Below are 21,868 nucleotides of genomic sequence, written 5' to 3' on the forward strand. Positions count from 1 at the left end.
GCTAAGCGAGCCTCTTCATTATTTTTGTTTGCAAACTTGGTTACCAACTGTGCAGCTTGTTTTACAAGCGGATTGGCAAGATGTTTGACATTCCCCACAACCGCCAGTTTTAGCAGTTTTTTGTAAGGATTCAGTGTTGATAGTACGAATACGTTTAGCCATGATTATCCTCCTCAATACTTATCGAATGATATTTATTTTATCATATTTATAAAAAGCCTGTAAAATACTATTTCGTTATATTTTCGTCTACAACTTCAGCTTATTTGGTTTCTACCACTTCAGTTTCTCCTAATTGATGGTCTGTAACTTTTGTGTCTCGCATAGCTTCACCTTTAGTTTTCTTAGGAGCATCCTTACGCAATACTTTTCGTAAAGCCATTGCCACCGGTGTTACAATTACAGCAGCAAAAACTGCTTCTGGAATACCATGTGTAACAGACAAGAATACAATAGAGCCTAATACTTGATCTGGACTAAGATTCATTTTAAGAGCAAACATATCTGCATAGAGTAAGAAGATTAATCCCATAACCATGATCGTATGAAATACAGTCCCCATAAAAGCAGAAACAATAATACGCGGACCTTGCGGTGCTTTCCACAATAATAGATATACCAAATATGCTAATACTGGGAAAAGTATACGCGGTAATACGGAAATGATTGGATTAATAAATAGTGGGGATAAAATATTAGGAGCTGTAATATTTTGCCACAAACTATAGCAACCAAAGATAAAGCCAACAAAGGCCCCCACTTTTGGTCCTTCTACAATAGCACCAATTAGAGTTGGTACATGTAAAGTTGTTACATTTAGCGGCCCTAATGGAATAATACCATAACCAGAAAGCCCTAATGCAATAGTGATACCTGCTAGTAGACCAATAATTGTCAATTCTCGAATCGTAATGCCACTTTTTTTCTCTTTCTTGGCCTCTTTACGTTCAACTTGCTTCAGTTTTTCATTGTCGTGGATTGATACAGTTGAGTTATCATCCAATGGACGTTCAATGTTGTTCATAGATCCTCCTTCGCTCTCATTCCTTACGGATATAAGTCGAAACTAGAAATTAAATACGTTCACGGCGTCGTGAAATAATACCACGCTCTACCAATGCACCTATAATCACTGCTCCACCTGTCATACCAGCTTCTAATAAAGTTGGAGTTACAAACACTAGTGGATTACCTTGGTACGTTGGAAAAACGGTGGGAACTAAAGATAATATAAATTCTGGAATATAACCACCATACAAGATATGGGCGTTCATAGCAAGCCATATGCCTGCAGTAATAATGATACGCAACAAACGTACACCCTTATATGCTAAATCTCTTGGATACAAATAGAATACAAAGACCAATAAAGAAACTAATAATAATACAAGTTCAGCAAATAATATATTTACATTCATGGATGATGCATACATAAAATATACCATCGGATCTTGTAAATCTATATATAAGATTGAAGCAATATACAAGAACGGAATCGGTATAGTATAGGCAATTATATCTAACGCTTCATCAATCATTCCCCATCGATGAGTACGATTGAAATACTTTGTGGCTAACAAACCACATAGCTCAATAAGAACTTGAACGATAAAATATACTACAAATAAAAGTAGTACTTTTGCTAATCCATTATCTACATTAAAGCTAAATGGTGTATGAAGAAACGAAAATACCGTCCACCAAGCCCAACTATAAGCATGATAGCCCATGCTTAGCGGTAAATCATCGTTAAACTTGGCATTCTTTAGTCGTCGCACCATAATTGGTATGACTAGCGACAAAACGGGGAACACTAAAATGGGTATTGATAGTGCCCCACTTAATGAAAGTACTGTCGTAATAGCACTTACAAAAAGTGAACAAATTAACGTAAATAACCAAAAACTTTTATTCATTACGGTCTCCCACCAATCGAGTTAAGCCATAAGCTATAATCAAGCTAAATGTGACACTAAAATACATAGCTAATAAAAAGGCTATATCACGACCTACTGTTGGCCATCCCCACAACATGGATAAATCAATACCTAAGAAAATTCCTTTATAGCTGATACCGTGAACGACAACCCAGCTCACTACATAAGCGATACGACTTATAGATTTACCCTCACCAAAGGTACTGCTTTTAAATGATAAATAGGCCCAAGGCATACACAAGGATAACAACAAATACCATACTAGTGCTACTGTCGCACTCGATCCATTATGAATCATATATGCAATAATGGGAATTACCACAATAAATAGATTCAAATAGAAGGAGCGTCTGCAAATATCTATCAAAATGTTCATATAAATCTCCTACGATATGTAATCTCCTTGTATTTTACAATAATCATAGATAAATGTCATCAAAAAAGAAAAACCTCCATATAGGTAAATCAATACCTATATGGAGGTTCCTTTGATTAAGCTACTACAGAATCAGCTGTTACATCAATTGTAGGAACAGTTTCCTTTGGTTCTTCTTTTTTCAACAATGGTGTCATGCTTTCAAGCCCGATCCCCAATGTGAATAGATTATGCAACCAAGCAGTTTGACTTGGTGGCATAAAGCCAAGTACACCGCCACCAACAAGAGCACCATTGAAACCAACGATACCATTGTAATTTGCTTTGATACGTTTCATCAATGCAATAGAAATGCGGCGCAAATCTACAAGAGCTTGTAGATTATCGGAAGAAATAGTAACATTCGCAATCTTTTGAGCAATTGGAGCGCCTTCATTCATAGCGATACCAACATGAGCCTCAGAAATTGCTGGGGAGTCATTGATACCGTCCCCTACCATCATAACAGTATAGCCTTCAGCTTTGGCTTGTTTTACATAACTTGCCTTATCTTCTGGCAATACTTCTGCATGCACTTCATCAATACCAAGTTCATCAGCTACGCGTTGTGCATTACGCTTAGAGTCACCAGTCATCATGACAACCTTTTTAATGCCTAATGCATGCAAATCAGCTATAACTTGTTTTGCCTCTTCACGTACAGGGTCTTTAATGCAAATAACCGCTGCTAATGTACCACCAATAGCGAGGTAAATATGTGAAGATGTATTTGGTAAATTATTGAATTTTTCTTGTTCATCAGCAGGAATCTTTGTTTTTTCATCATCAAAGATATAATGAGCACTACCAATGCGTACACGATAGCGACCAACCTTAGATGCAATACCATGAGCCACAACGTATTCTACGTCAGAGTGCATTTCCTTATGAGGTAATGCATGATCCTTAGCAGCACGTACAATTGCTTTTGCCATGGAATGAGGGAAATGCTCCTCAATACATGCAGCTAATTTCAACATTTCATCTGCATCATGACCGTTAAATGGAATAATTTGTTCAAACTCAGGTTCAGCTTTAGTAAGAGTGCCTGTTTTATCGAACACAATCATATCTGCTTGTGCAATTTGTTCTAGGAACTTACCACCTTTAACAGTGATACCGCGTTTAGATGCTTCTTGCATAGCGGAAAGTACTGCTAATGGAATGGATAATTTAAGAGCACAAGAGAAGTCAACCATTACGAAAGACAATGCTTTCATCACATTACGAGTCAACAAGTATGTTAAACCAGCACCAATAAAGCTTATTGGAACTAATTTATCAGCCATGCGGTATGCTTGTTGTTCCATACCGGATTTCATTTGTTCAGACTCTTCAATGAGGTTAACGATTTTTTCGTAACGAGATGTTTTGGATGTGCTACGTACTTCTACAATAGCTTTACCGTCTTCAACAACAGTACCTGCATATACAGAACTGTCTTGATCGCGACGAACCGCTTCTGGTTCACCAGTCATGGAGCTTTCATTAACAAGAACAACACCATCGATAACGACGCCATCCAATGGAATCACTTCGCCTTGACGAATGATAATTTGATCACCTGCTACAACTTCGTTAACGGGCTTGCTCACTTCGATATCGTCAACTAATACCCATACTTTATCTACGTTCAAGGACATGCTTTGAGCAAGATTCAATACGGATTTACGGTGAGTCCATTCTTCCAAAATATCCCCAATACCCAATAGGTACATAACAGCACTAGCTGTTGGGTAGTCTTTTTGAAGTAAAGCAGCACCAATAGCTACACCATCAAGTACTTCGACAGTTAACTTACGTTGCCACAATGTTTTAATAGCCTTACCAATAAATTTAATACCGTCAAACCAAGCCCATGCAGCCGCAATCGGTGCAGGAAGCACTGCTTTTTTACCTAAGTAAAGTGCAGTACGGTTGATCATCATTTCACGGTATTTTTTATTTACCAAGCGAGGAGAATATTCGTTCAAAGCAGGAGCTTCAGACAAATCTAAATCGCGTAGACCTAGCACTGCATCACGCACAGCATCAATATCGCCAGTATGTTTAATGGCGATTTGACTGCTACGAGTGTAGAAGGTTACATCTACAATTGCATCATTAAGGAATAATGTATCCTCTACATAAGCTGCTTCAGCCTCTGTAAAGTGATGACCAGTTACCTTAACATGCAAGCGATTTCTGAGTTTTTTTACTACAGAAAATTGTAACATATGTGCAATCCTCTAATTATTTGTTTTCTTCAAAGATTTCTTCGTTGCGTGCTTCGTTGATTTCTTGAGCTTCTGCCAATACATCAGATGCGGATGCTTGTACTTTTTCAGCTGTTTCTAATACAGTTTCTTTAGCGCGAAGGCCAGCTGCTACGATACCAGCATATACTTTTTTAGCGTCTTTGGAAGTTAAAACTTTAAGACCTACAGTACCCAATGCAAGACCTGCTGCGAATAAGTTAGCGTTTTTAAGATTTTTTTGATCGATGTTGAACATGATAATATTCCTTTCTACTAAATATGATAAAAAATTTAATTACTATATTTGAAAAGAGGAGCCATTATAGAGACCCCTCATTCAAATTCAGAATTCGTATTAGCTTACTTAGCAGTACGTTTAATGCCTAGTGCTTTATTGGAACCATCACAGCTGCAGTTACCACCGCAACCAGAAGATTTTTTAGAGCCAGACTTGGAGCTACCGCCACCACAGCCACAGCCACCTTTACCAGACATTTGTTTGTAAAATTTATTACCGATATAAGCTAATGCTAATACAACTATGAGTCCTATAACAAGATTATCCATTATTATGCCTCTTTCTCAATATCTACTAAATTATAATATGTGTATTAGTGATAAACAAGATAAAAGCAATATCTAAAGGATATTTCCCTTTTCTCATTATCATTTAACCACGAATATTGATAATTATCAAGTATTATTTTTAAATTACTTATAACAAAATCGCAATTTTTAAATTCATTTTTGTTTAAAGAATCTAAAAGTGGCTAAACTCTCCTATTTAGCGACTCTAGATTAGAAACCTAATGCGCGACCAATGTTATAGAAGATGAAACATGCAATCCATGCAAATGTATTTTCATAGCAGAACATGAATGCAACCCATTTCCAAGAACCTGTTTCACGTTTGATAACAGCTAATGTTGCCAAACAAGGTGGGTAAATTAATACGAACAACATCATTGTTAATGCAATCAATGGTGAGAAGTTTGGATCATTTTGTAAGTAATCAGTCAATGGAGCTGGATTTTTATCATCACCACCTACTGCATATACTGTACCCAATGTAGAAATTACTACCTCTTTAGCCGCTAAACCAGCTACGAGAGATAAGCCCATTTTCCAGTCGAAGCCCAATGGTTCAAGTACTGGGTTGATTGCTTTACCAAAGGATGCTGCATAGGATTGTTCAATTTTTTCAGCAGCTTGTTCTTTATCAAATTTGTCATTTTCAGCATCTAAGTTAGCACTGTTTTTATACATTGCCCATGCTGCTGGGAACAAGTCTTTATTTTCATCTTTAATATCATTGAATAATTCAGGTGCTTCAGAATCATCCTCTACTGCTACTTCAGGTTCATCTTCTCCTGCTTGCTTAGCAGCATCAGTAGCATCTTGTACAGTAGATTTCATATCTTCAACAATTTTATCAACTGCATCTTTTTGGTCATCTGTAGCAATACCGAATTGAGATAATGTAGCTGCATCTTTTACTTCATACTCTTGAGCAACTTGTTCTTTCACTGCATCATAATCTTTGGAGTATTCTACATCCATTGGATATGCAGTGATGAACCAAATCAAGATGGAAGCAGCCATAATGAAAGTACCGGCTTTAATGATGTACAATTTAGCACGTTCATACATGTGCATCCATGTAGCTTTCAATGTAGGCAAATGATATGGAGGTAATTCCATTACAAATGGTTCTGCTTCACCAGCAAATAAGAACTTACGGAAAATTTTTGCAAAGATAATACCGAAGATGATACCCAAGAAGTATACAGAGAATACAACTAAAGTACTATCCCAACCATTTGGGAAGAACGCATTTGCAAATAAGATATACACTGGCAAACGTGCAGAACAACTCATGAATGGTGTAATCAAAATCGTAACCATTCGATCCTTGTAGTTGTCGAGGATACGGGCACCCATTACGGATGGTACGGAACAACCGAAACCCAATAATAAAGGAATAAAGGATTTACCATGTAAGCCACATGCGCGCATTACACGGTCAATAACGAAGGCTGCACGAGCCATATAACCTGTATCTTCCAAGAAAGAAATGCCAAGGAAGAGTAATAAAATTAATGGTAAGAATGAAAGTACCGCACCTACGCCGGCAATAATACCATCAGATACGAGTGACTGTAATTGGCCCTCTGGAATAGTCTGAACCGCATAAGCTTGTAATGCAGCGAAACCATCCTCGATCCAACCTTGAGGAATACCACCAACGAAGTTAACGAACGCAAACAATAAGTACATAACAACCATGAAGATTGGTAAGCCCCAAATTCGATGCGTTAAGATTTTGTCATAACGGTCAGAGCGTGTTTCCAATTGAGTTGGCGCTTGTGTTAAACATGTATTATATACTTCTACTGCAAAGCGGTGACGATATTCTTGGAAGACAATATCAAGATCAACTTGATCCTTAATTTCTTCACGAATAGCTTCAGCCTTTTGAATAACAGCTTCCGTATTATCAAAGCGCATAACTTTGCCAATAACGTCAGCATCTTTTTCTAACAACTTAACAGCAATCCAACGAAGTGGATATGTAACAGTGCCCGCTTGTTTTAGCAATTCTACAAGCTCACTAATTTTACCTTCTAACAAATCACCATAGTTAATTGTTACACCAGGAGCTTTTTGAGAAGCAGCTACACTAATTATTGCTTCTAACAAGTCTTTTGTACCAATGTTTGTACGACCTACTGTGCTAACAATTGTAGCCCCTGTCATTTCTGCCATTTTTTTTAGGTCGTATTTGATGCCCATTTCTTCAGCAACGTCAGCCATGTTTAGAGCAATAACCATTGGCTTTTCAAGTTCCAATAATTGTGCAGCTAAATATAAGTTACGTTCCAAGTTAGATGCATCAAGAACATTAACAATAACATCTGGGTTATCATTTACGATAACATTACGCGCTACTAACTCATCCAAGGAACGTGCAGTTAAGCTATATGTACCTGGTAAGTCAATAAACAATAACTCATGGCCATCAAAGTTCGTATGGCCTTCCTTTTTTTCTACTGTAACGCCGGCATAGTTACCAACGTGTTGCTTCGCCCCTGTGATATTGTTAAACATTGTAGTTTTACCACAGTTAGGGTTACCTGCTAAGGCAATGCGAATTTGCCCATTTTCTGCCATGTGAACCTCCTATTGAACCTCTACATCAATCATGCCAGCTTCGCTTGTACGAAGTGCTAATTCAAAGTTTTTTACTTTGATTTCCACCGGATCCCCCAAAGGGGCAAACTTCATAACATGGATTTTTGTACCATTTACAAGACCCATGTCAATTAGACGATGCTTAACATTACCACTGCCATGTAGTGCAACAATAAGACCAGACTCACCTGGTTTCATGTCTTTTAACTTTTTGATAGCCATACGACACCTCCTAATTATTGTACCTAACAACCTCATATTAAACACACCAAATAATAATGCGTATTAATATCTTAAATTATTATATCAAATCAAGCATTAATTTCAACAATTATTATCATTTTTATGGTTTATTTTTATCTCATATCTATATTTTATTATCATATTTAATATGAGATTATTTATATGATTATCTAATAAAATACTGAATACTAGCTGAAATTTAATATTTCATGGCTATATATTTAGATACAGTAATCAATAAACACTACAAAGATTATCATTTACAAATGCTAACACATTCTCAATTAACAGTTTATAAATAGTTTAAATGTAGTTATTTTAATGTTTTCATTTCTCATTTCACTTAATTATATCAATATTTTTCTATATATTATCAAAAAAATATATTCGAAAGTACTATAATATTTTTTTGAGTCTAGAATATATTAAGACTATAAATCTTCCAAGTTCAATTCATTTGCCCCTAGTATGTGCATACTGTATAATTAATATAATATGTATTATAGAAAGGACAATCCATGAAATCTTTTAAATCTTTAGGTGTTTGTGATGAGCTCATCATAGCCCTACAAAAACAAGGTATCAAGGAGCCCACGCCAATTCAAGAACAATCCATTCCTGTCGTCTTTAAAGGGAATGATGTCATAGCAAAAGCTCAAACAGGCACGGGGAAGACACTAGCCTTCTTACTGCCAATTTTACAACGTGTACATACTGATGTTCATCAAGAACAAGTGCTTATCATTGCACCTACACGGGAACTAATTAAACAAATTTCCGACGAAGCGAAGGAACTAGGTTCTATTTTAAATGTAGATATCCTCCCTCTCATCGGTGGTAAAACTATTGAAGCCCAACTACAGCAACTGGGACGTCGTCCTCAAGTTATTCTAGGTACACCTGGTCGATTATTAGATCACGCAAAACGCGGTTCCCTACATTTAGATTGTATTCGCCGTGTTGTACTAGACGAAGCAGACCAAATGTTGCATATGGGTTTCTTACCAGATATTGAAAATCTCATTAGCCAAACAGACGCTAATAGGCAACTGTTGCTATTCTCTGCAACAATTCCAGATAAAATCCGAAATCTCGCAAAGGCATACATGTCTAAACCTATTTCTGTAACAGCAGAAGGCAAACATATCACGCTCGAATCAATTGATCAACGAGTGTATATGATGAATCCTGAAGAAAAAACACAACGTCTCATCAAAATGATTGAAGATGACAATCCATTCTTAGCAATTGTATTCTGTAATAAACGGGAAGGTGCCATTCGTTTATCCTACGAGTTAACCGCAGCAGGGCTTAATATTGCAGAAATGCACGGTGACTTGACACAAGGTCGTCGCACACAAATTCTACGAGACTTTGCAAAAGCGAAAACACAAATCTTAGTAGCTACCGATATTGCGGCTCGCGGTATCGACATTGAAGGTATCACACATGTATATAATTACGACGTACCTCGCGATGTAGATTACTATATCCATCGAATTGGACGTACAGGTCGTGCTGGTAACTCAGGTATTGCTGTAACATTTGCAACTCCACAGGATGAGGCTTGGTTAAGACGTATTGAACGAGCTATTCAAGCTACGCTTACCAAATATACAAAAGATGGTCAGATTAAGACTAAGGGCAACGCCAGTACTGCGCCAAAACGCACAAAATCAGCTAGTAAACCTAAGGTTACAAGCACTTACCAATCCACTAAGGCGAAAGCTCACAAAGCACGAGGCCACAAAGGCTCCAATACACGCCAACGCCGTGCTTCTACCTCCCAAACGGGGCGTCGTGGCAAACGCAGATAAAATTCGGCTTAATATCCTAAACTAAATGAAACAATTTTTCTTCTACAAGAACATTTTCAAAAAAGACGCGTACAGCTAAGCTGTACGCGTCTTTTTATTATTTACAATAAAAACAATCATTTCTAAGTAATGTTAGATTTGTTAACATAAATACTCGGTACCCCATCTACATCAGAACATTGGGTCTTACATTGAGATCGATTACTACAAATCCAGTTTGTTCGACCTCTCACCTCTTGTTTCACAAAGTAACCTACTTTACATCTAGGGCATTTATATTGTTTATCTTCATCAGATACTTCAATATTACCTTCAACACTAGAAGTATCCTCTTCTACTTGCTGCGTATGTTTACACCTAGGATAATTCGTGCACCCTAAAAAGGCACCAAATTTACCATTCCGCTGTTGCAAACGGCCCTTTTTACACTTAGGACATACAGGCAATGAAGACAAGTCTATGCTTTCATTATCCATAGGGCGTTTACGATTTTGGCTCGTTATAGTTCGAACCACATTTGGCATCATTTGATCAAAGTTTATTACTTTATCAAAATCAAGTTTATCAATTAATAATTGTAAAAACTTAATTTGATCCGCTAAGAAGGAATCTAACGTATCCGCTCCTTCACTCATGAGTGCTAAGCGTTCTTCCCAAACAGCTGTTTCATCAGGATAAAGCAGCTCTTCTGGCAGAGCATCTACTAAGAGATAGCCCGTTTCCGTTGGAGATAAGACTTGCTTCTTCCCTGACGTTTTCATAAAGCCTCGACTGATAAGCTCATCAATAATGTTTGCCCGAGTTGCTTCTGTACCAATACCAGATACAGCCTTTAATTGCTTTTTCAAGTCTTCATTTTTTACGAATTTATGAATTTCCTTCATCGCTTGTAGTAATGTGGACGGCGTAAAACGGGATGGTGGTTTCGTTTGTTTAGACTCTATAGAAGAATCCGTATATAAAACAGTATCGTTCTTTTTAACCGCTGGCAAGTGGTCCGTTTCTTCAATAACCTCTTTTTTAGGGTCTGATTCAGCCCCACGCTCATCGGTTAGATCGGGCTCGTCATTGTCCGTCGTAGATTTAGACTTATGTCGTTTATAAAGCAATTTCCATCCTTCTTCGATAACTACACGACCATTAGCTACAAACTCTTCCTTACTTTGTTCTACTACAATTTTAGTTTGCTCGTAAATATGCTCCCCATAAAATTGCGCAATATAAGCTTGACTGATGAGGAAATAAATATTTCGCTCCTCTTGGGACAAACTATTTATATTGCAAGCCACCGTTGTAGGAATAATAGCATGATGGGCGGTAATTTTCTTTTCATTCCAAGCACGGCTCTTAATAGAACGATCTGCATCGGCAGCCCACTGTGCTAATCTCTCATCACCTGCATTTTGTAGATTGTTGAGGATTGCATTGCGATCATCATATTGATTGGGTGGTAAATATTCACAATCAGAACGTGGATAGGTAGTTAATTTCTTTTCGTATAATTTTTGCGCTGTATCAAGTACAGTCTGTGGATCATAAGAAAAGGCTTTACCTGCCAATACTTGTAAGGATGATAAGGATAAAGGCAATCGTTGTACATCTTTTTTCTTAGACTTTGTAACACCTTTAATAACACCATCAGGTCCACTTTGCAATTGTTCAACTAATGAATCAGCTATAGCTTTATTAATGAGTCGTCCATCTGGGTCAAGCCCCTTTTGTTCGTCTGTAGGCTGCCAAGTGGCCCAAAACACCCCATTAGGATGGTTATATAATACCTTTACAGTAAAATAGTCTACTGGTTTAAATGCAGCTAACTCTCGTTCTCTACGTACAACAAGAGCTAACGTTGGCGTCTTTACACGACCAATTGGCAATGTTACCTTATTACCTTTATAACGTTCAGATAATGTATAAGCCCGAGATAAATTCATCCCAATGAGCCAGTCTGCCCGCGCTCTTGCCAATGCGGATTGATATAGATTGTGAAAGTCCTTGTTATCTCTCAAATCATCGAGAGCGGAACGAATGGATTTTTCATCGAGGGCATTTAATAGAATACGCTGTACTGGTTTTGTATTACCTACATAGTACAAAACTTCGTCAACTAAAAGTTGCCCTTCTCGATCTGGGTCACCTGCGTTGACAATGATATCAGCCTTGCCGATAAGATCTTTTACAATTTCAAACTGTTGACGGCTGCTATCTGTGACAAGCAATTTCCACTCAGCTGGCACGATAGGCAAATCTTGAGGACGCCAACGGATATATTTATCATCGTAATCTCCGGGCTCAGCCTGATGCAGTACATGACCTACTACCCAGGTCACCACATCATCCCCTTGGATAAAATAACCATTCCGTTTTTGGATATTCTTATTTTCTGGTAAGCATTTACTGATTTCGCGAGCCATGGATGGCTTTTCTGCAATAAATAACCGCATGGATCCCCTCCTTAACCTGAAGATAACGGCTAACCCCAAGCCGTTCTATGAAATCTCATTATACTACAATTTAGTGGTCATAACTAGAAAAATCATGTATAATTTTTACGATATATAGACTGTGAAAGTAGAGCCTAAAGATTTATCTGCTTTCACAACATATTAATAGAGGTGAAACATGACATTTTTAGAAGAAGTACAACGTCGCCGTACGTTTGCTATCATATCTCACCCGGATGCGGGTAAAACAACATTAACGGAAAAATTACTATTATATGGTGGTGCTATTCACTTAGCCGGGTCCGTAAAGTCTCGTAAAACTGCAAAACACGCCGTATCCGACTGGATGGAAATTGAGAAACAACGTGGTATCTCTGTAACGAGCTCCGTGTTGCAATTTGACTACGACGGTTGCCGCGTAAACATCCTCGACACCCCTGGTCACCAGGACTTCTCAGAAGATACATACCGTACATTGATGGCTGCTGACAGTGCTGTCATGCTTATCGACGTAGCAAAAGGCGTAGAGGCCCAAACAAAGAAACTATTTGCCGTATCTAAAGAGCGCGGTATTCCTATCTTTACATTTGTAAACAAAATTGACCATTTCGGTCGTAGCCCATTCGATCTAATGGAAGAAATCGAAAATGTTCTGGGCATTCGTACATGTCCTATGAACTGGCCTATCGGTATTAATGGCGAATACAAAGGCGTCTACGACAGAGAACACGAAACTATCGAGCTCTTTGCAAAAGACGAAACTCATGGTCAAGAAAAGTTAGCTTCCGAAAAAGGTTCATTAACAGATCCTCGTATGAAAGAGTTATTAGGTGACGATGTATACCAAGCATTGCTCGACGATATTGAGTTGCTCGACGTTGCTGGTGACCCTTTCGATTTTGATAAGGTTCGTGCTGGTGAATTAACGCCTATGTTCTTTGGTTCTGCTATGACGAACTTTGGGGTAAAACCATTCTTAGAAAAATTCTTGGAACTAGCTCCATCCCCTGCTCCACGACAAGCGATAGAGGAAATGGTACAACCCACTAGTGAAGACTTCTCTGCTCTAGTATTTAAAATCCAAGCGAATATGGACCCTAACCACCATGACCGTATCGTATTTATGCGTATCTGTTCTGGTAAGTTCGAAAAAGGCATGTCCGTATTGCATCGCCAATCTAATAAGACAATTCGCCTATCTCAGCCTCAACAGTTTTTGGCTACAGAACGTACTATCGTAGAGGATGCGTACCCAGGCGACATTATCGGTGTCTTTGACGCTGGTACAATGGGTGTAGGAGATACACTTTGCGCACAAAAGCACAAAGTAACATTTGGTGACTTTCCTGTATTCCCACCAGAGTTCTTTGCTCGTGTATCTCCAAAAGATACTATGAAACGTAAGCAGTTCCAAAAAGGAATGACTCAATTAGCTCAAGAAGGTGCTGTTCAAATCTTTGAACAACCAGACGCCCTTGACTCCTTCGTAGTTGGCGCTGTTGGTATGCTTCAATTTGAAGTATTAGAATATCGCCTCAAAAACGAATATGGTGTAGATTTACTAAATCATACATTGCCATATAGTGTTGCTCGTTGGATTGACGGTGAAGTAGATATTGCTTCCTTGAAGGGTGTTGATAATGCGATGATCGTAAAAGATAATCGAGATCGCACAGTAGTTCTCATTTCTAACGAATGGCAAATGGGCTGGGTTCAAGAGCGTAATCCGGATGTAACATTCTTAACAACCCCTAAATTACACCATGAGCTATAACTTCTAATTAGCTTATTGCTAGGTATATATATTTTAGTTATAACTTAACATGCATTTATAGAACGAATTTATCGCATTTATAATTTAGAGCCTTACGAAATAACATAAAAATATTAAATTTTAAAACTGGAGTATATTTTATATAATTATAAATATAAAAAATATATTCCAGTTTATTTTTTTATAACAAGAAGGAAAATCACAGATTTAAGTCGAATACATATAGTATGATTATGTACATAAGTAATATATACTATTACTTTTCTATATTTATATGTATAATCATAAAAATAGCTTTATTAATATTATTGTTTTTTTGTGTTGTTATGAGTGTTTAAAGATAAAAATGTAAACTTTTTATACGTTATATATTCTATAGTATTTTTTGACCATTCATGATACCATAAAATTCAGATTTATTTTTTATTTTAAAGGAGTGATTTTATGCCACTTATTGACTTAGCCCTAGTCAACAATGTATGGACCTTAAAACTGTCCATGATTCAAACTGTAGGTCTTGCTGTAATTACCTTATTCATCGGTACTTGGATCAATAAGCATTCCAAGTTCTTACAACGTATGTGTATGCCTGCACCAGCCGTAGGCGCTCTTCCATTTGCATTTTTAACTGCTATTTTGTCTTATTATAAAATCTTAAACATTACCTTTGAAGGTTCCTTACAAACATTTCTAATGCTTGCCTTCTTTACCACTATCGGTTTAATGGCATCCTTAAAAGTCCTCAAAAAGGGTGGTATCTTCATTATTTTCTTCTTCTTAGCATGTGCAGTGTGGATTGTAGTTCAAAATACTGCAGGTATTATGATTGCTAAAGCATTAGGAATTGAACCAATTATTGGCATCATGGCTGGTTCTGTATCTATGATTGGTGGCCTTGGTACAGCTGGTGCCTTCGGTCCATATTACGAACAATTACTTGGTATCCCTGGTACCGCTTCCGCAGCAGTTGCAGCTGCAACATTTGGCATGGTAGCTGGTACAATCCTCGGTGCACCTGTAGGTGAACGCATTATTAAAATGCATAAAGTTAAAACACCTTATGAAAATCCTGAGTTAATGGAGGATGAAGGCATCGATATGATCGAAGATCACGTTGAAAGCGGTGGCAAACAGTTTAACTCTCAAGATCTTTTAACAATTTGTATGTGGATTGGTCTTGCATTAGGTATCGGTACCATCGTAAGTGCTGGATTATCTGTTCTTACTCCACTACCTGCATATATTGGCGCTATGATTTGTGCAGCAGTAATTCGTAACTTTGGTGATTTTACTAAAGCATACAAAATCAACGATGCAGCTCTTGATGCAGTATCTAATGTAGCATTATCCTTATTCGTAACAATGGCTATCAACAGCTTGAAATTAGTTCAATTAATTGATCTTGCTTTACCACTTATTACAATCTTAGTTGTACAAATGGCACTTATCTGTGTATTTGCATACCTTATTTACTTCCTCTTTGGTCGCAACTACGATGCAGTTATGCTTGGTTCCGGAGCTATCGGTTTCGGTTTAGGCGCTACACCAAACGCATTAGTTAACATGCTATCCTTAGCAAGTAAACACGGTCCATCCCCTCGTGCCTGGCTCGTAGTTTCCTTAGTAGGTGCCTTCTTAATCGACTTTGCAAATGCTTTCCTCATTACAACCATGGCTGGCATTCTTTACTAACTAAAAAGGACCCATTTGGGTCCTTTTTTCATGAAAAAGAGCTTATTGAAATGATATTTTATCAGTCCAATAAGCTCTTTATGTATTATACTATTTGATTAAAGTCGCCCACGCGTTGGCTACATCGGCAAAGTCTTGAAGGGTAAAGGTCTCACCTCTTCGTTGACCATCAATATTTGCTTTTGCTAATAACTCTTCAATTCTATCCCTTGTTAAGCCCGTTGTTTTCATCGTATTAGAGAATGTTTTACGGCGTTGCGCAAAACCTGCTTTCACAACGCGAAAAAATAGTTTCTCATCAATCACATCTACAGGTGGTTTATCACGCAATACGCAACGGATAACAGAACTTGTCACCGCTGGAGCTGGCAAGAAAGATTTAGGCGGTACATCAAGAACAATATCTGGTTCCGTATAATACTGAACAGCAACAGATAATGCGCCATAGTCCTTTGTACCGGGCTTTGCTATCATCCGTAAGGCCACCTCTTTTTGCACCATCACAACTAGACGTTCAATAGGTAGTTTACTTTCCAACAAAGACATAATAATAGGTGTTGTAATATAGTATGGCAAATTGGCAACCACTTTAAATGGTTTATGATTCATAATCGTTGGCACATCAAGCTTTAACACATCACCATGAATGATACGTACATTGTCATAAGATGCCAATGTCGTATCTAGTACCTCCAATAAGCGACGATCTAGCTCGATAGCCGTTACATCTGCCCCACTTTGAGCTAAACCTTGTGTCAAGGTACCAATACCAGGGCCGACCTCTAGAACAGGTTCTCCCACGGTTAATTCCGCAGCATGTACAATTTCATCGACTATACCTCGCTTAATAAGGAAGTTTTGTCCTAGCTTTTTGCTCATTTTAATATCAAAGCGCTTACATATATAATGCACAACCTCTGGGCTTGCAATTACTGATTCTAACATCTTAACTCCTATTTTAACAATTTACTGCCTCTTCATAAGCATCTCGGGTTATACCATAATGATTTAAACGGTATAAAAATTGCTTTCCATTACCGTATCCAATACCTAATTTAGCACCAATAACCGCTCGACGAGCTGCACTATCAGGCATACCAGACAGTCCGTGACGCACTAAGTCCACCATAGTAAATTCGTTGGATGATTCTAAAGACTCTACGTGTAATGTAGATAAAGCCTTTCTGATTGACTCAGGAGAGGCTTGTTCTATGCCAATATCATCATTTGCAAACGCTTCGTCACGAGGCACAAAAGCATGTTGTGCATTAGGGAATTTTTTAGTTAAAACGCGTCGGATTCGCTCCCCTGCTGTATCAGGATCAGTTAATATAATAATGCCACGTTTCTCATAGGCAACGCGAATCATATCGATAACACCTCTTCTGAGGGTAAATCCTTCTGTAGCAATGCAATCAGCATCTACAGCTTGAGCGATACGTTGTATATCAGATTTTCCTTCTACGACAATGACTTGTTTTAACATATATCCCCCTTTTATTTTATTAATACATTGTAACATATATATAACATTGCTTAAATACTTATAATCGAGTAGTATTAATAGTGTAATATATAAAAGGAGGCCAATTATGACCTTACAACAATTAAAGTATGTCACAACAATTGCCAATATAGGCAGTATTAGTGAGGCAGCCAAGAGATTATTTGTGTCTCAACCGAGTCTCACCAAGGCTATTAAAGAACTAGAGAAAGAAATGGGTATTACCATTTTCGATCGTACTAATAAAGGAATTACCGTATCTAAAGAAGGGGAACGCTTTCTCGGCTATGCGCGCCAAGTGTTAGAACAAGCAGCCCTTTTAGAGGAGCAATATAAGAGCCAAAGCGGTGGTAAAAAACAATTTTCTGTGTCTACTCAACATTACTCCTTTGCAGTCAATGCCTTTGTAGAGCTTTTAAAAGGCGCTGAAATCGATCAATATGATGTATCCTTACGAGAAACACAAACCTATGAAATTATCGATGACGTAGCTCATATGAAGAGTGAAATTGGTTTGCTCTATTATAATGATTTCAACCGTCCTGTATTAGAAAAATTAATTCACACTAACGAATTAACCTTTACTGAATTATTTACGGCCCATCCTCATATCTTTATTGGTAAAACGCATCCACTAGCCCATAAAGAGGTCGTCTCTATGGACGAATTAGAGGAATATCCATATATTTCCTTTGAACAAGGTGATCACAATTCCTTCTACTTTTCTGAAGAAATCTTTAGTACCGTAGTACGCCCAAAACATATTCGTGTTCGCGATAGAGCATCTTTATTTAGTTTACTGCTTGGTCTTGATGGATACACTGTATCTAGCGGTGTAATCGATAAAGAGGTAAATGGTGAAAACATCATTTCAGTACCACTTGCCGAAGAAGGTTTAATGCACATCGGCTATATTACTAATAATAAAATGCAACGCAGCCGTTTGGGTCAAGAATATATCCATGCCCTAGAACAATATGTTAGCAACTACGGTAGACATATTAAATTGCCGGAAAACAAAAAATAATTACATATCATATTATTAATAAGTCTATATAACACGATTGTTCAATTTAGTTCGATTAAATAATATATTAATAAAGCACTCTCTTTTTAGAGAGTGCTTTTCTATAGGTATAACTTATCGAGCAAAAATTTATATCAACATAGCTTTAAACTATATCAAACTTAAATATATTGATATTTTTATATATAATCATACTTCGCTATAATAAACCTATCGAAATTATCGGTTTTACCGTTTATATAAGGAGGATTATTATTATGGCTAAACATACAGCACCATTCCACTTTGATATCGTAGGTTCTTTCCTACGTCCTGCAGAATTAAAAGAAGCACGCGAAGCTTTCAATAACGGAAATATTACTAGAGAAGAATTAACAGCCGTTGAAGATCGTCTCATTACAGACCTCATTCAAAAACAAAAGGCTGCTGGCCTACCAGTGATTACAGATGGCGAGTTTCGCCGTGCCTATTGGCATCTAGATTTCATGTGGGGATTTAACGGCGTAAAAGAAATCGAACTGGAACACGGTTACAAATTTGTCGGTCAAGAAACAGCGCCAGGTTCCCTCGCCCTTACTGGCAAAATTACGGGAACAAACCACCCATTCGTTGAGCATTTCAAATTTGTAAAACAATTTGAAGACGAAAATACTACGGCGCGTCAAACAATCCCAGCCCCATCCCAATTCTTAGCTGAATTATTTCGTGAGGATAACGGCATTACAACACGCTCCTTCTACCCTGATTTAGAAGAACTCATTCAAGATATTGCAGCTGCCTATCGCCAAGTGATTAAAGACCTCTATGATGCAGGTTGCCGCAACATTCAATTCGATGACTGTACTTGGGGTATGTGCTGTGATCACGCTTACTGGACAGGGCGCCAAAAGGATAAAAGCGTAACCATCGAAGGTGAAACTGCTAAATATTTACGTTTGAATAACTTGGCACTTGAAGGACGCCCTCACGACTTAGCATTTACCACACATGTATGCCGTGGCAACTATAACTCTACTTGGGCTGCTAGCGGTGGATACGAACCTATCGCCCCTATTCTATTTGCTAAAGAAAATGTAGACGCTTATTACTTAGAGTTTGATGATGATCGTTCTGGAGGTTTTGAGCCATTGCGTGAAGTTTCTCCTAATAAGAAAGTTGTATTAGGCCTTATCACATCTAAACGCCCAGAGTTAGAAGACAAAGAAGTAATCAAAGAACGTATCAAAGAAGCGACAAAATATATCTCCCTCGAAAGACTTTGCTTATCCCCGCAATGCGGCTTTGCATCCTGTGAAATCGGCAACCAATTGACTGAGGAAGAACAATGGGCTAAACTAGCATTAGTTAAGGAAATAGCTCAAGAAGTATGGGGTGATTAAATGAATGAACATACAATATATTTAGGTGGCGGTTGTTTCTGGGGCCTTCAAGGGTACATCAGAAAAATCTCCGGTGTCCTTTCTACTGAAGTCGGCTATGCTAATGGTCCTACAGAGAATCCAAGTTATGAAGATGTATGCCACAATAGTGGGCACGTAGAAGCCCTCAAGGTTACTTACGATGCTGATATACTATCTTTAGACCACTTAATTCAATATTTCCTACGCGCTATCGATCCATTTAGCGTTAATAAACAAGGTGGCGACGTAGGCATTCAATATCGTACGGGTATTTATTATACTGATCCAACCGATAAGACCGTTATTGAAAGCACCTTAGCTCGTGCTCAAGCTTTTGAAGGCAAACCATTTGCTATCGAAGTATTGCCTTTAGAAAACTACTACTCTGCTGAGGAATATCATCAAGACTACTTAGACAAAAATCCTAATGGCTATTGTCACATTCCATTAGGTCTATCCGATGAACCACTTATCGATGATAATGCATATGCTAAACCTTCCCAGGAAGATTTAAAGACTTTAACACCGCAAGAGTTTGAAGTAACTCAAAACTCTGCTACCGATGCACCTTTCAGCCATAAACTAACAGATGAGTTCAAAGCAGGTCTCTACGTAGATATTACGACTGGAGAACCCCTTTTTGTATCAGCCCATAAATTCGATTCCCATTGTGGCTGGCCTAGCTTTACTAAACCAATAGCTAAAGATGTTATCAAATATTACCAAGATGACTCACATGGTATGAATCGCATAGAAGTTCGTAGCCGCATCGGTAATGCTCATTTAGGTCATGTATTTGAAGATGGGCCTAATGGCTCTCTTCGCTACTGTATCAATGGATCAGCTTTAAGATTTATCCCTAAAGAAGAATTAAAGGGTACCAAATACGAATACTTAATTCCATATATTGAAGACTAGTTAAAATAAAAGGACGCCTTACATATGTAAGGCGTCCTTTTATTATATTAATCTAAAACGTACACTGTAACGTCTTGACGACCAAAGTCCATAGCCTCCCCATAAGAGTCCATTACAAGATCGATTTTGTTACCTACTATAGCACCACCTGTATCGGCAGCAATAGCTTCACCGTAACCAGGAATAAATAAACGTGTACCCAATGGAATAACATCTGGGTCAACTGCTGCTATGCCACGTACTGCAGGTACACCCGTAGCTGTAATACCAGCACCATCACCATCGCCAGCAAGATAAGCAGATGCTTCCATTACGATAGCGCGAGATGCACGACCCGCCACATTACGAGATGTAGTCACTTCACGAGTGCCCTCTTTAATAATTGTAGGAATCATTGCACGTTGTGTTACTTTAGATACGTCATTAGTTTTAATAACGGTACCATTACTATATAGTGTTTCACGTTGTACTCGTTCTAAGCCAGGTTGACCAACTTGAACAACCTCTTCTTCGCCCTTAGCCATAGTATCATCTTTTTGACGAACCACTTCAACAGCAACTTCTTGATCTACTGTAGATAGAGAGCGGCTTGTTACTTGAGCAATTGTTATACGTGTACCACTTAAAACAGATCCATTTTCATCGCCCACTACTACATAGTTAGGTGCTTTGAAACCAAGCTCATTAGCAACACCTTGAGCAGTTGTTTCTGTAGTAAATACAGCTCTTGTTTTACCATTTACAGTTACATAAACTGGAATAGCACGAACAACCGTTAAGGTTGTTCCATTTTGAACTGTAGATGAACTAGAAATAACTTTATCATTTGGATTTAACTTAACCCCAGCATCGCGTACAATGCCTTCGTTAGAATTTAAATGCGTTCTAACAGTGTGTGCTGCACCATCTACCATAACGGTAACGGTTTTATCATTATAAGAAAAACCGGTCATGGTTACAGCTGTTACAATCAATCCGGCAACAACAGACGAAATATATCGCTTGTGTGTCTTATGAATTCTCATGTTGTAATCCCTCCTGTAATGGTATTATTCTACTACAGATAGATACAACCTGTCAAACGCCGTAAGTTAACAATAAGTCAAAACCCTTTATAAATACTGAATTTATAATAGTTTGTATTTTGTATTTTTTAATAAAAGTCCACTGTATGCGTACATATCGATATTTTTAAATACTATACAATATATTCCGAATTGTGTACATATATACAACACCAATACCACATATAGTATATACAGATTTTT

The 21,868-nt window shown here is 37.8% G+C and carries 19 protein-coding genes; 6 read left to right on the forward strand and 13 right to left on the reverse strand.

The features are described from left to right. Window positions 1-18: 18 nt before the first annotated feature. The 9 genes from scfA to AAAT26_RS03765 all read right to left on the reverse strand — a co-directional run bounded on the left by scfA (window position 19) and on the right by AAAT26_RS03765 (window position 8,003). On the reverse strand, window positions 19-162 hold the full coding sequence (gene scfA, locus AAAT26_RS03725; RefSeq protein ID WP_004693318.1) for a six-cysteine ranthipeptide SCIFF: 144 nt from the start codon (window positions 160-162) through the stop codon (window positions 19-21). A gap of 100 nt (window positions 163-262) precedes the next feature. Further along, entirely contained in the window at window positions 263-1,024 is a 762-nt protein-coding gene (locus tag AAAT26_RS03730) for an ECF transporter S component (protein WP_101928144.1), read from the reverse strand. A 49-nt stretch (window positions 1,025-1,073) separates the two neighbouring features. Further along, complete coding sequence (locus tag AAAT26_RS03735) at window positions 1,074-1,916, reverse strand: hypothetical protein (RefSeq protein ID WP_101928143.1); 843 nt, start codon at window positions 1,914-1,916, stop codon at window positions 1,074-1,076. Beyond that, window positions 1,909-2,313, reverse strand: a complete 405-nt coding sequence (locus tag AAAT26_RS03740) for a hypothetical protein (RefSeq protein WP_008600576.1) — start codon at window positions 2,311-2,313, stop codon at window positions 1,909-1,911. Before AAAT26_RS03740 ends, AAAT26_RS03735 begins: the two co-directional genes overlap by 8 nt. A gap of 116 nt (window positions 2,314-2,429) precedes the next feature. Continuing rightward, window positions 2,430-4,568: a heavy metal translocating P-type ATPase gene (locus AAAT26_RS03745; protein WP_024061222.1), complete on the reverse strand. Its 2,139-nt coding sequence runs from the start codon at window positions 4,566-4,568 to the stop codon at window positions 2,430-2,432. Window positions 4,569-4,584: 16 nt separating this feature from the next. Next, complete coding sequence (locus AAAT26_RS03750; protein ID WP_004697111.1) at window positions 4,585-4,845, reverse strand: DUF6110 family protein; 261 nt, start codon at window positions 4,843-4,845, stop codon at window positions 4,585-4,587. Window positions 4,846-4,949: 104 nt separating this feature from the next. Next, window positions 4,950-5,156 (reverse strand): FeoB-associated Cys-rich membrane protein, encoded by a 207-nt coding sequence (locus tag AAAT26_RS03755; RefSeq protein WP_004697259.1) that lies wholly within the window; start codon window positions 5,154-5,156, stop codon window positions 4,950-4,952. A gap of 231 nt (window positions 5,157-5,387) precedes the next feature. Then, complete coding sequence (feoB, locus tag AAAT26_RS03760) at window positions 5,388-7,760, reverse strand: ferrous iron transport protein B (RefSeq protein WP_349208881.1); 2,373 nt, start codon at window positions 7,758-7,760, stop codon at window positions 5,388-5,390. A 9-nt stretch (window positions 7,761-7,769) separates the two neighbouring features. Further along, window positions 7,770-8,003: a FeoA family protein gene (locus AAAT26_RS03765; protein ID WP_004697076.1), complete on the reverse strand. Its 234-nt coding sequence runs from the start codon at window positions 8,001-8,003 to the stop codon at window positions 7,770-7,772. 539 nt (window positions 8,004-8,542) lie between these two features. Here AAAT26_RS03765 and AAAT26_RS03770 point away from each other — a divergent pair. Next, window positions 8,543-9,841: a DEAD/DEAH box helicase gene (locus AAAT26_RS03770; RefSeq protein WP_024061223.1), complete on the forward strand. Its 1,299-nt coding sequence runs from the start codon at window positions 8,543-8,545 to the stop codon at window positions 9,839-9,841. Window positions 9,842-9,963: 122 nt separating this feature from the next. Here the strand turns inward: AAAT26_RS03770 and AAAT26_RS03775 are convergent, their stop codons facing one another. Beyond that, the gene (locus AAAT26_RS03775; RefSeq protein WP_349208882.1) at window positions 9,964-12,285 is read right to left on the reverse strand and encodes a DNA topoisomerase 3; all 2,322 of its coding nucleotides are present in this window, start codon (window positions 12,283-12,285) and stop codon (window positions 9,964-9,966) included. A 178-nt stretch (window positions 12,286-12,463) separates the two neighbouring features. On the opposite strand from AAAT26_RS03775, the gene AAAT26_RS03780 reads away from it, so the two are divergent. Further along, complete coding sequence (locus AAAT26_RS03780) at window positions 12,464-14,059, forward strand: peptide chain release factor 3 (RefSeq protein WP_349208883.1); 1,596 nt, start codon at window positions 12,464-12,466, stop codon at window positions 14,057-14,059. A 444-nt stretch (window positions 14,060-14,503) separates the two neighbouring features. Beyond that, the gene (locus tag AAAT26_RS03785; RefSeq protein ID WP_105086586.1) at window positions 14,504-15,751 is read left to right on the forward strand and encodes a sodium/glutamate symporter; all 1,248 of its coding nucleotides are present in this window, start codon (window positions 14,504-14,506) and stop codon (window positions 15,749-15,751) included. Between the two features lie 90 nt (window positions 15,752-15,841). Here AAAT26_RS03785 and rsmA read toward each other — a convergent pair whose 3' ends face one another. Both rsmA and rnmV read right to left on the reverse strand, forming a co-directional pair. Next, complete coding sequence (rsmA, locus tag AAAT26_RS03790) at window positions 15,842-16,696, reverse strand: 16S rRNA (adenine(1518)-N(6)/adenine(1519)-N(6))-dimethyltransferase RsmA (RefSeq protein ID WP_105086587.1); 855 nt, start codon at window positions 16,694-16,696, stop codon at window positions 15,842-15,844. Between the two features lie 13 nt (window positions 16,697-16,709). Further along, window positions 16,710-17,237 carry a ribonuclease M5 gene (rnmV, locus tag AAAT26_RS03795; protein ID WP_004697202.1) on the reverse strand — a complete coding sequence of 176 codons (528 nt, stop codon included), beginning with the start codon at window positions 17,235-17,237 and terminating at the stop codon, window positions 16,710-16,712. Window positions 17,238-17,343: 106 nt separating this feature from the next. Between rnmV and AAAT26_RS03800 the strand changes: the two genes are divergently transcribed. From AAAT26_RS03800 to msrB, 3 genes are all read left to right on the forward strand, one after another. Further along, on the forward strand, window positions 17,344-18,282 hold the full coding sequence (locus AAAT26_RS03800; RefSeq protein WP_349208884.1) for a LysR family transcriptional regulator: 939 nt from the start codon (window positions 17,344-17,346) through the stop codon (window positions 18,280-18,282). Window positions 18,283-18,539: 257 nt separating this feature from the next. After that, a complete protein-coding gene (locus tag AAAT26_RS03805; RefSeq protein ID WP_349208885.1) occupies window positions 18,540-19,661 on the forward strand; it encodes a 5-methyltetrahydropteroyltriglutamate--homocysteine S-methyltransferase in 1,122 nt (373 codons plus the stop codon). Next, window positions 19,662-20,600, forward strand: a complete 939-nt coding sequence (gene msrB / locus AAAT26_RS03810) for a peptide-methionine (R)-S-oxide reductase MsrB (RefSeq protein WP_349208886.1) — start codon at window positions 19,662-19,664, stop codon at window positions 20,598-20,600. Window positions 20,601-20,647: 47 nt separating this feature from the next. On the opposite strand, the gene AAAT26_RS03815 is transcribed toward msrB, so the two are convergent. Then, the gene (locus AAAT26_RS03815) at window positions 20,648-21,625 is read right to left on the reverse strand and encodes a resuscitation-promoting factor (protein WP_012864137.1); all 978 of its coding nucleotides are present in this window, start codon (window positions 21,623-21,625) and stop codon (window positions 20,648-20,650) included. Between the last annotated feature and the right edge of the window lie 243 nt (window positions 21,626-21,868).

It is taken from the genome of Veillonella parvula, from assembly GCF_040094895.1.
GTDB lineage: Bacteria > Bacillota > Negativicutes > Veillonellales > Veillonellaceae > Veillonella > Veillonella parvula_L.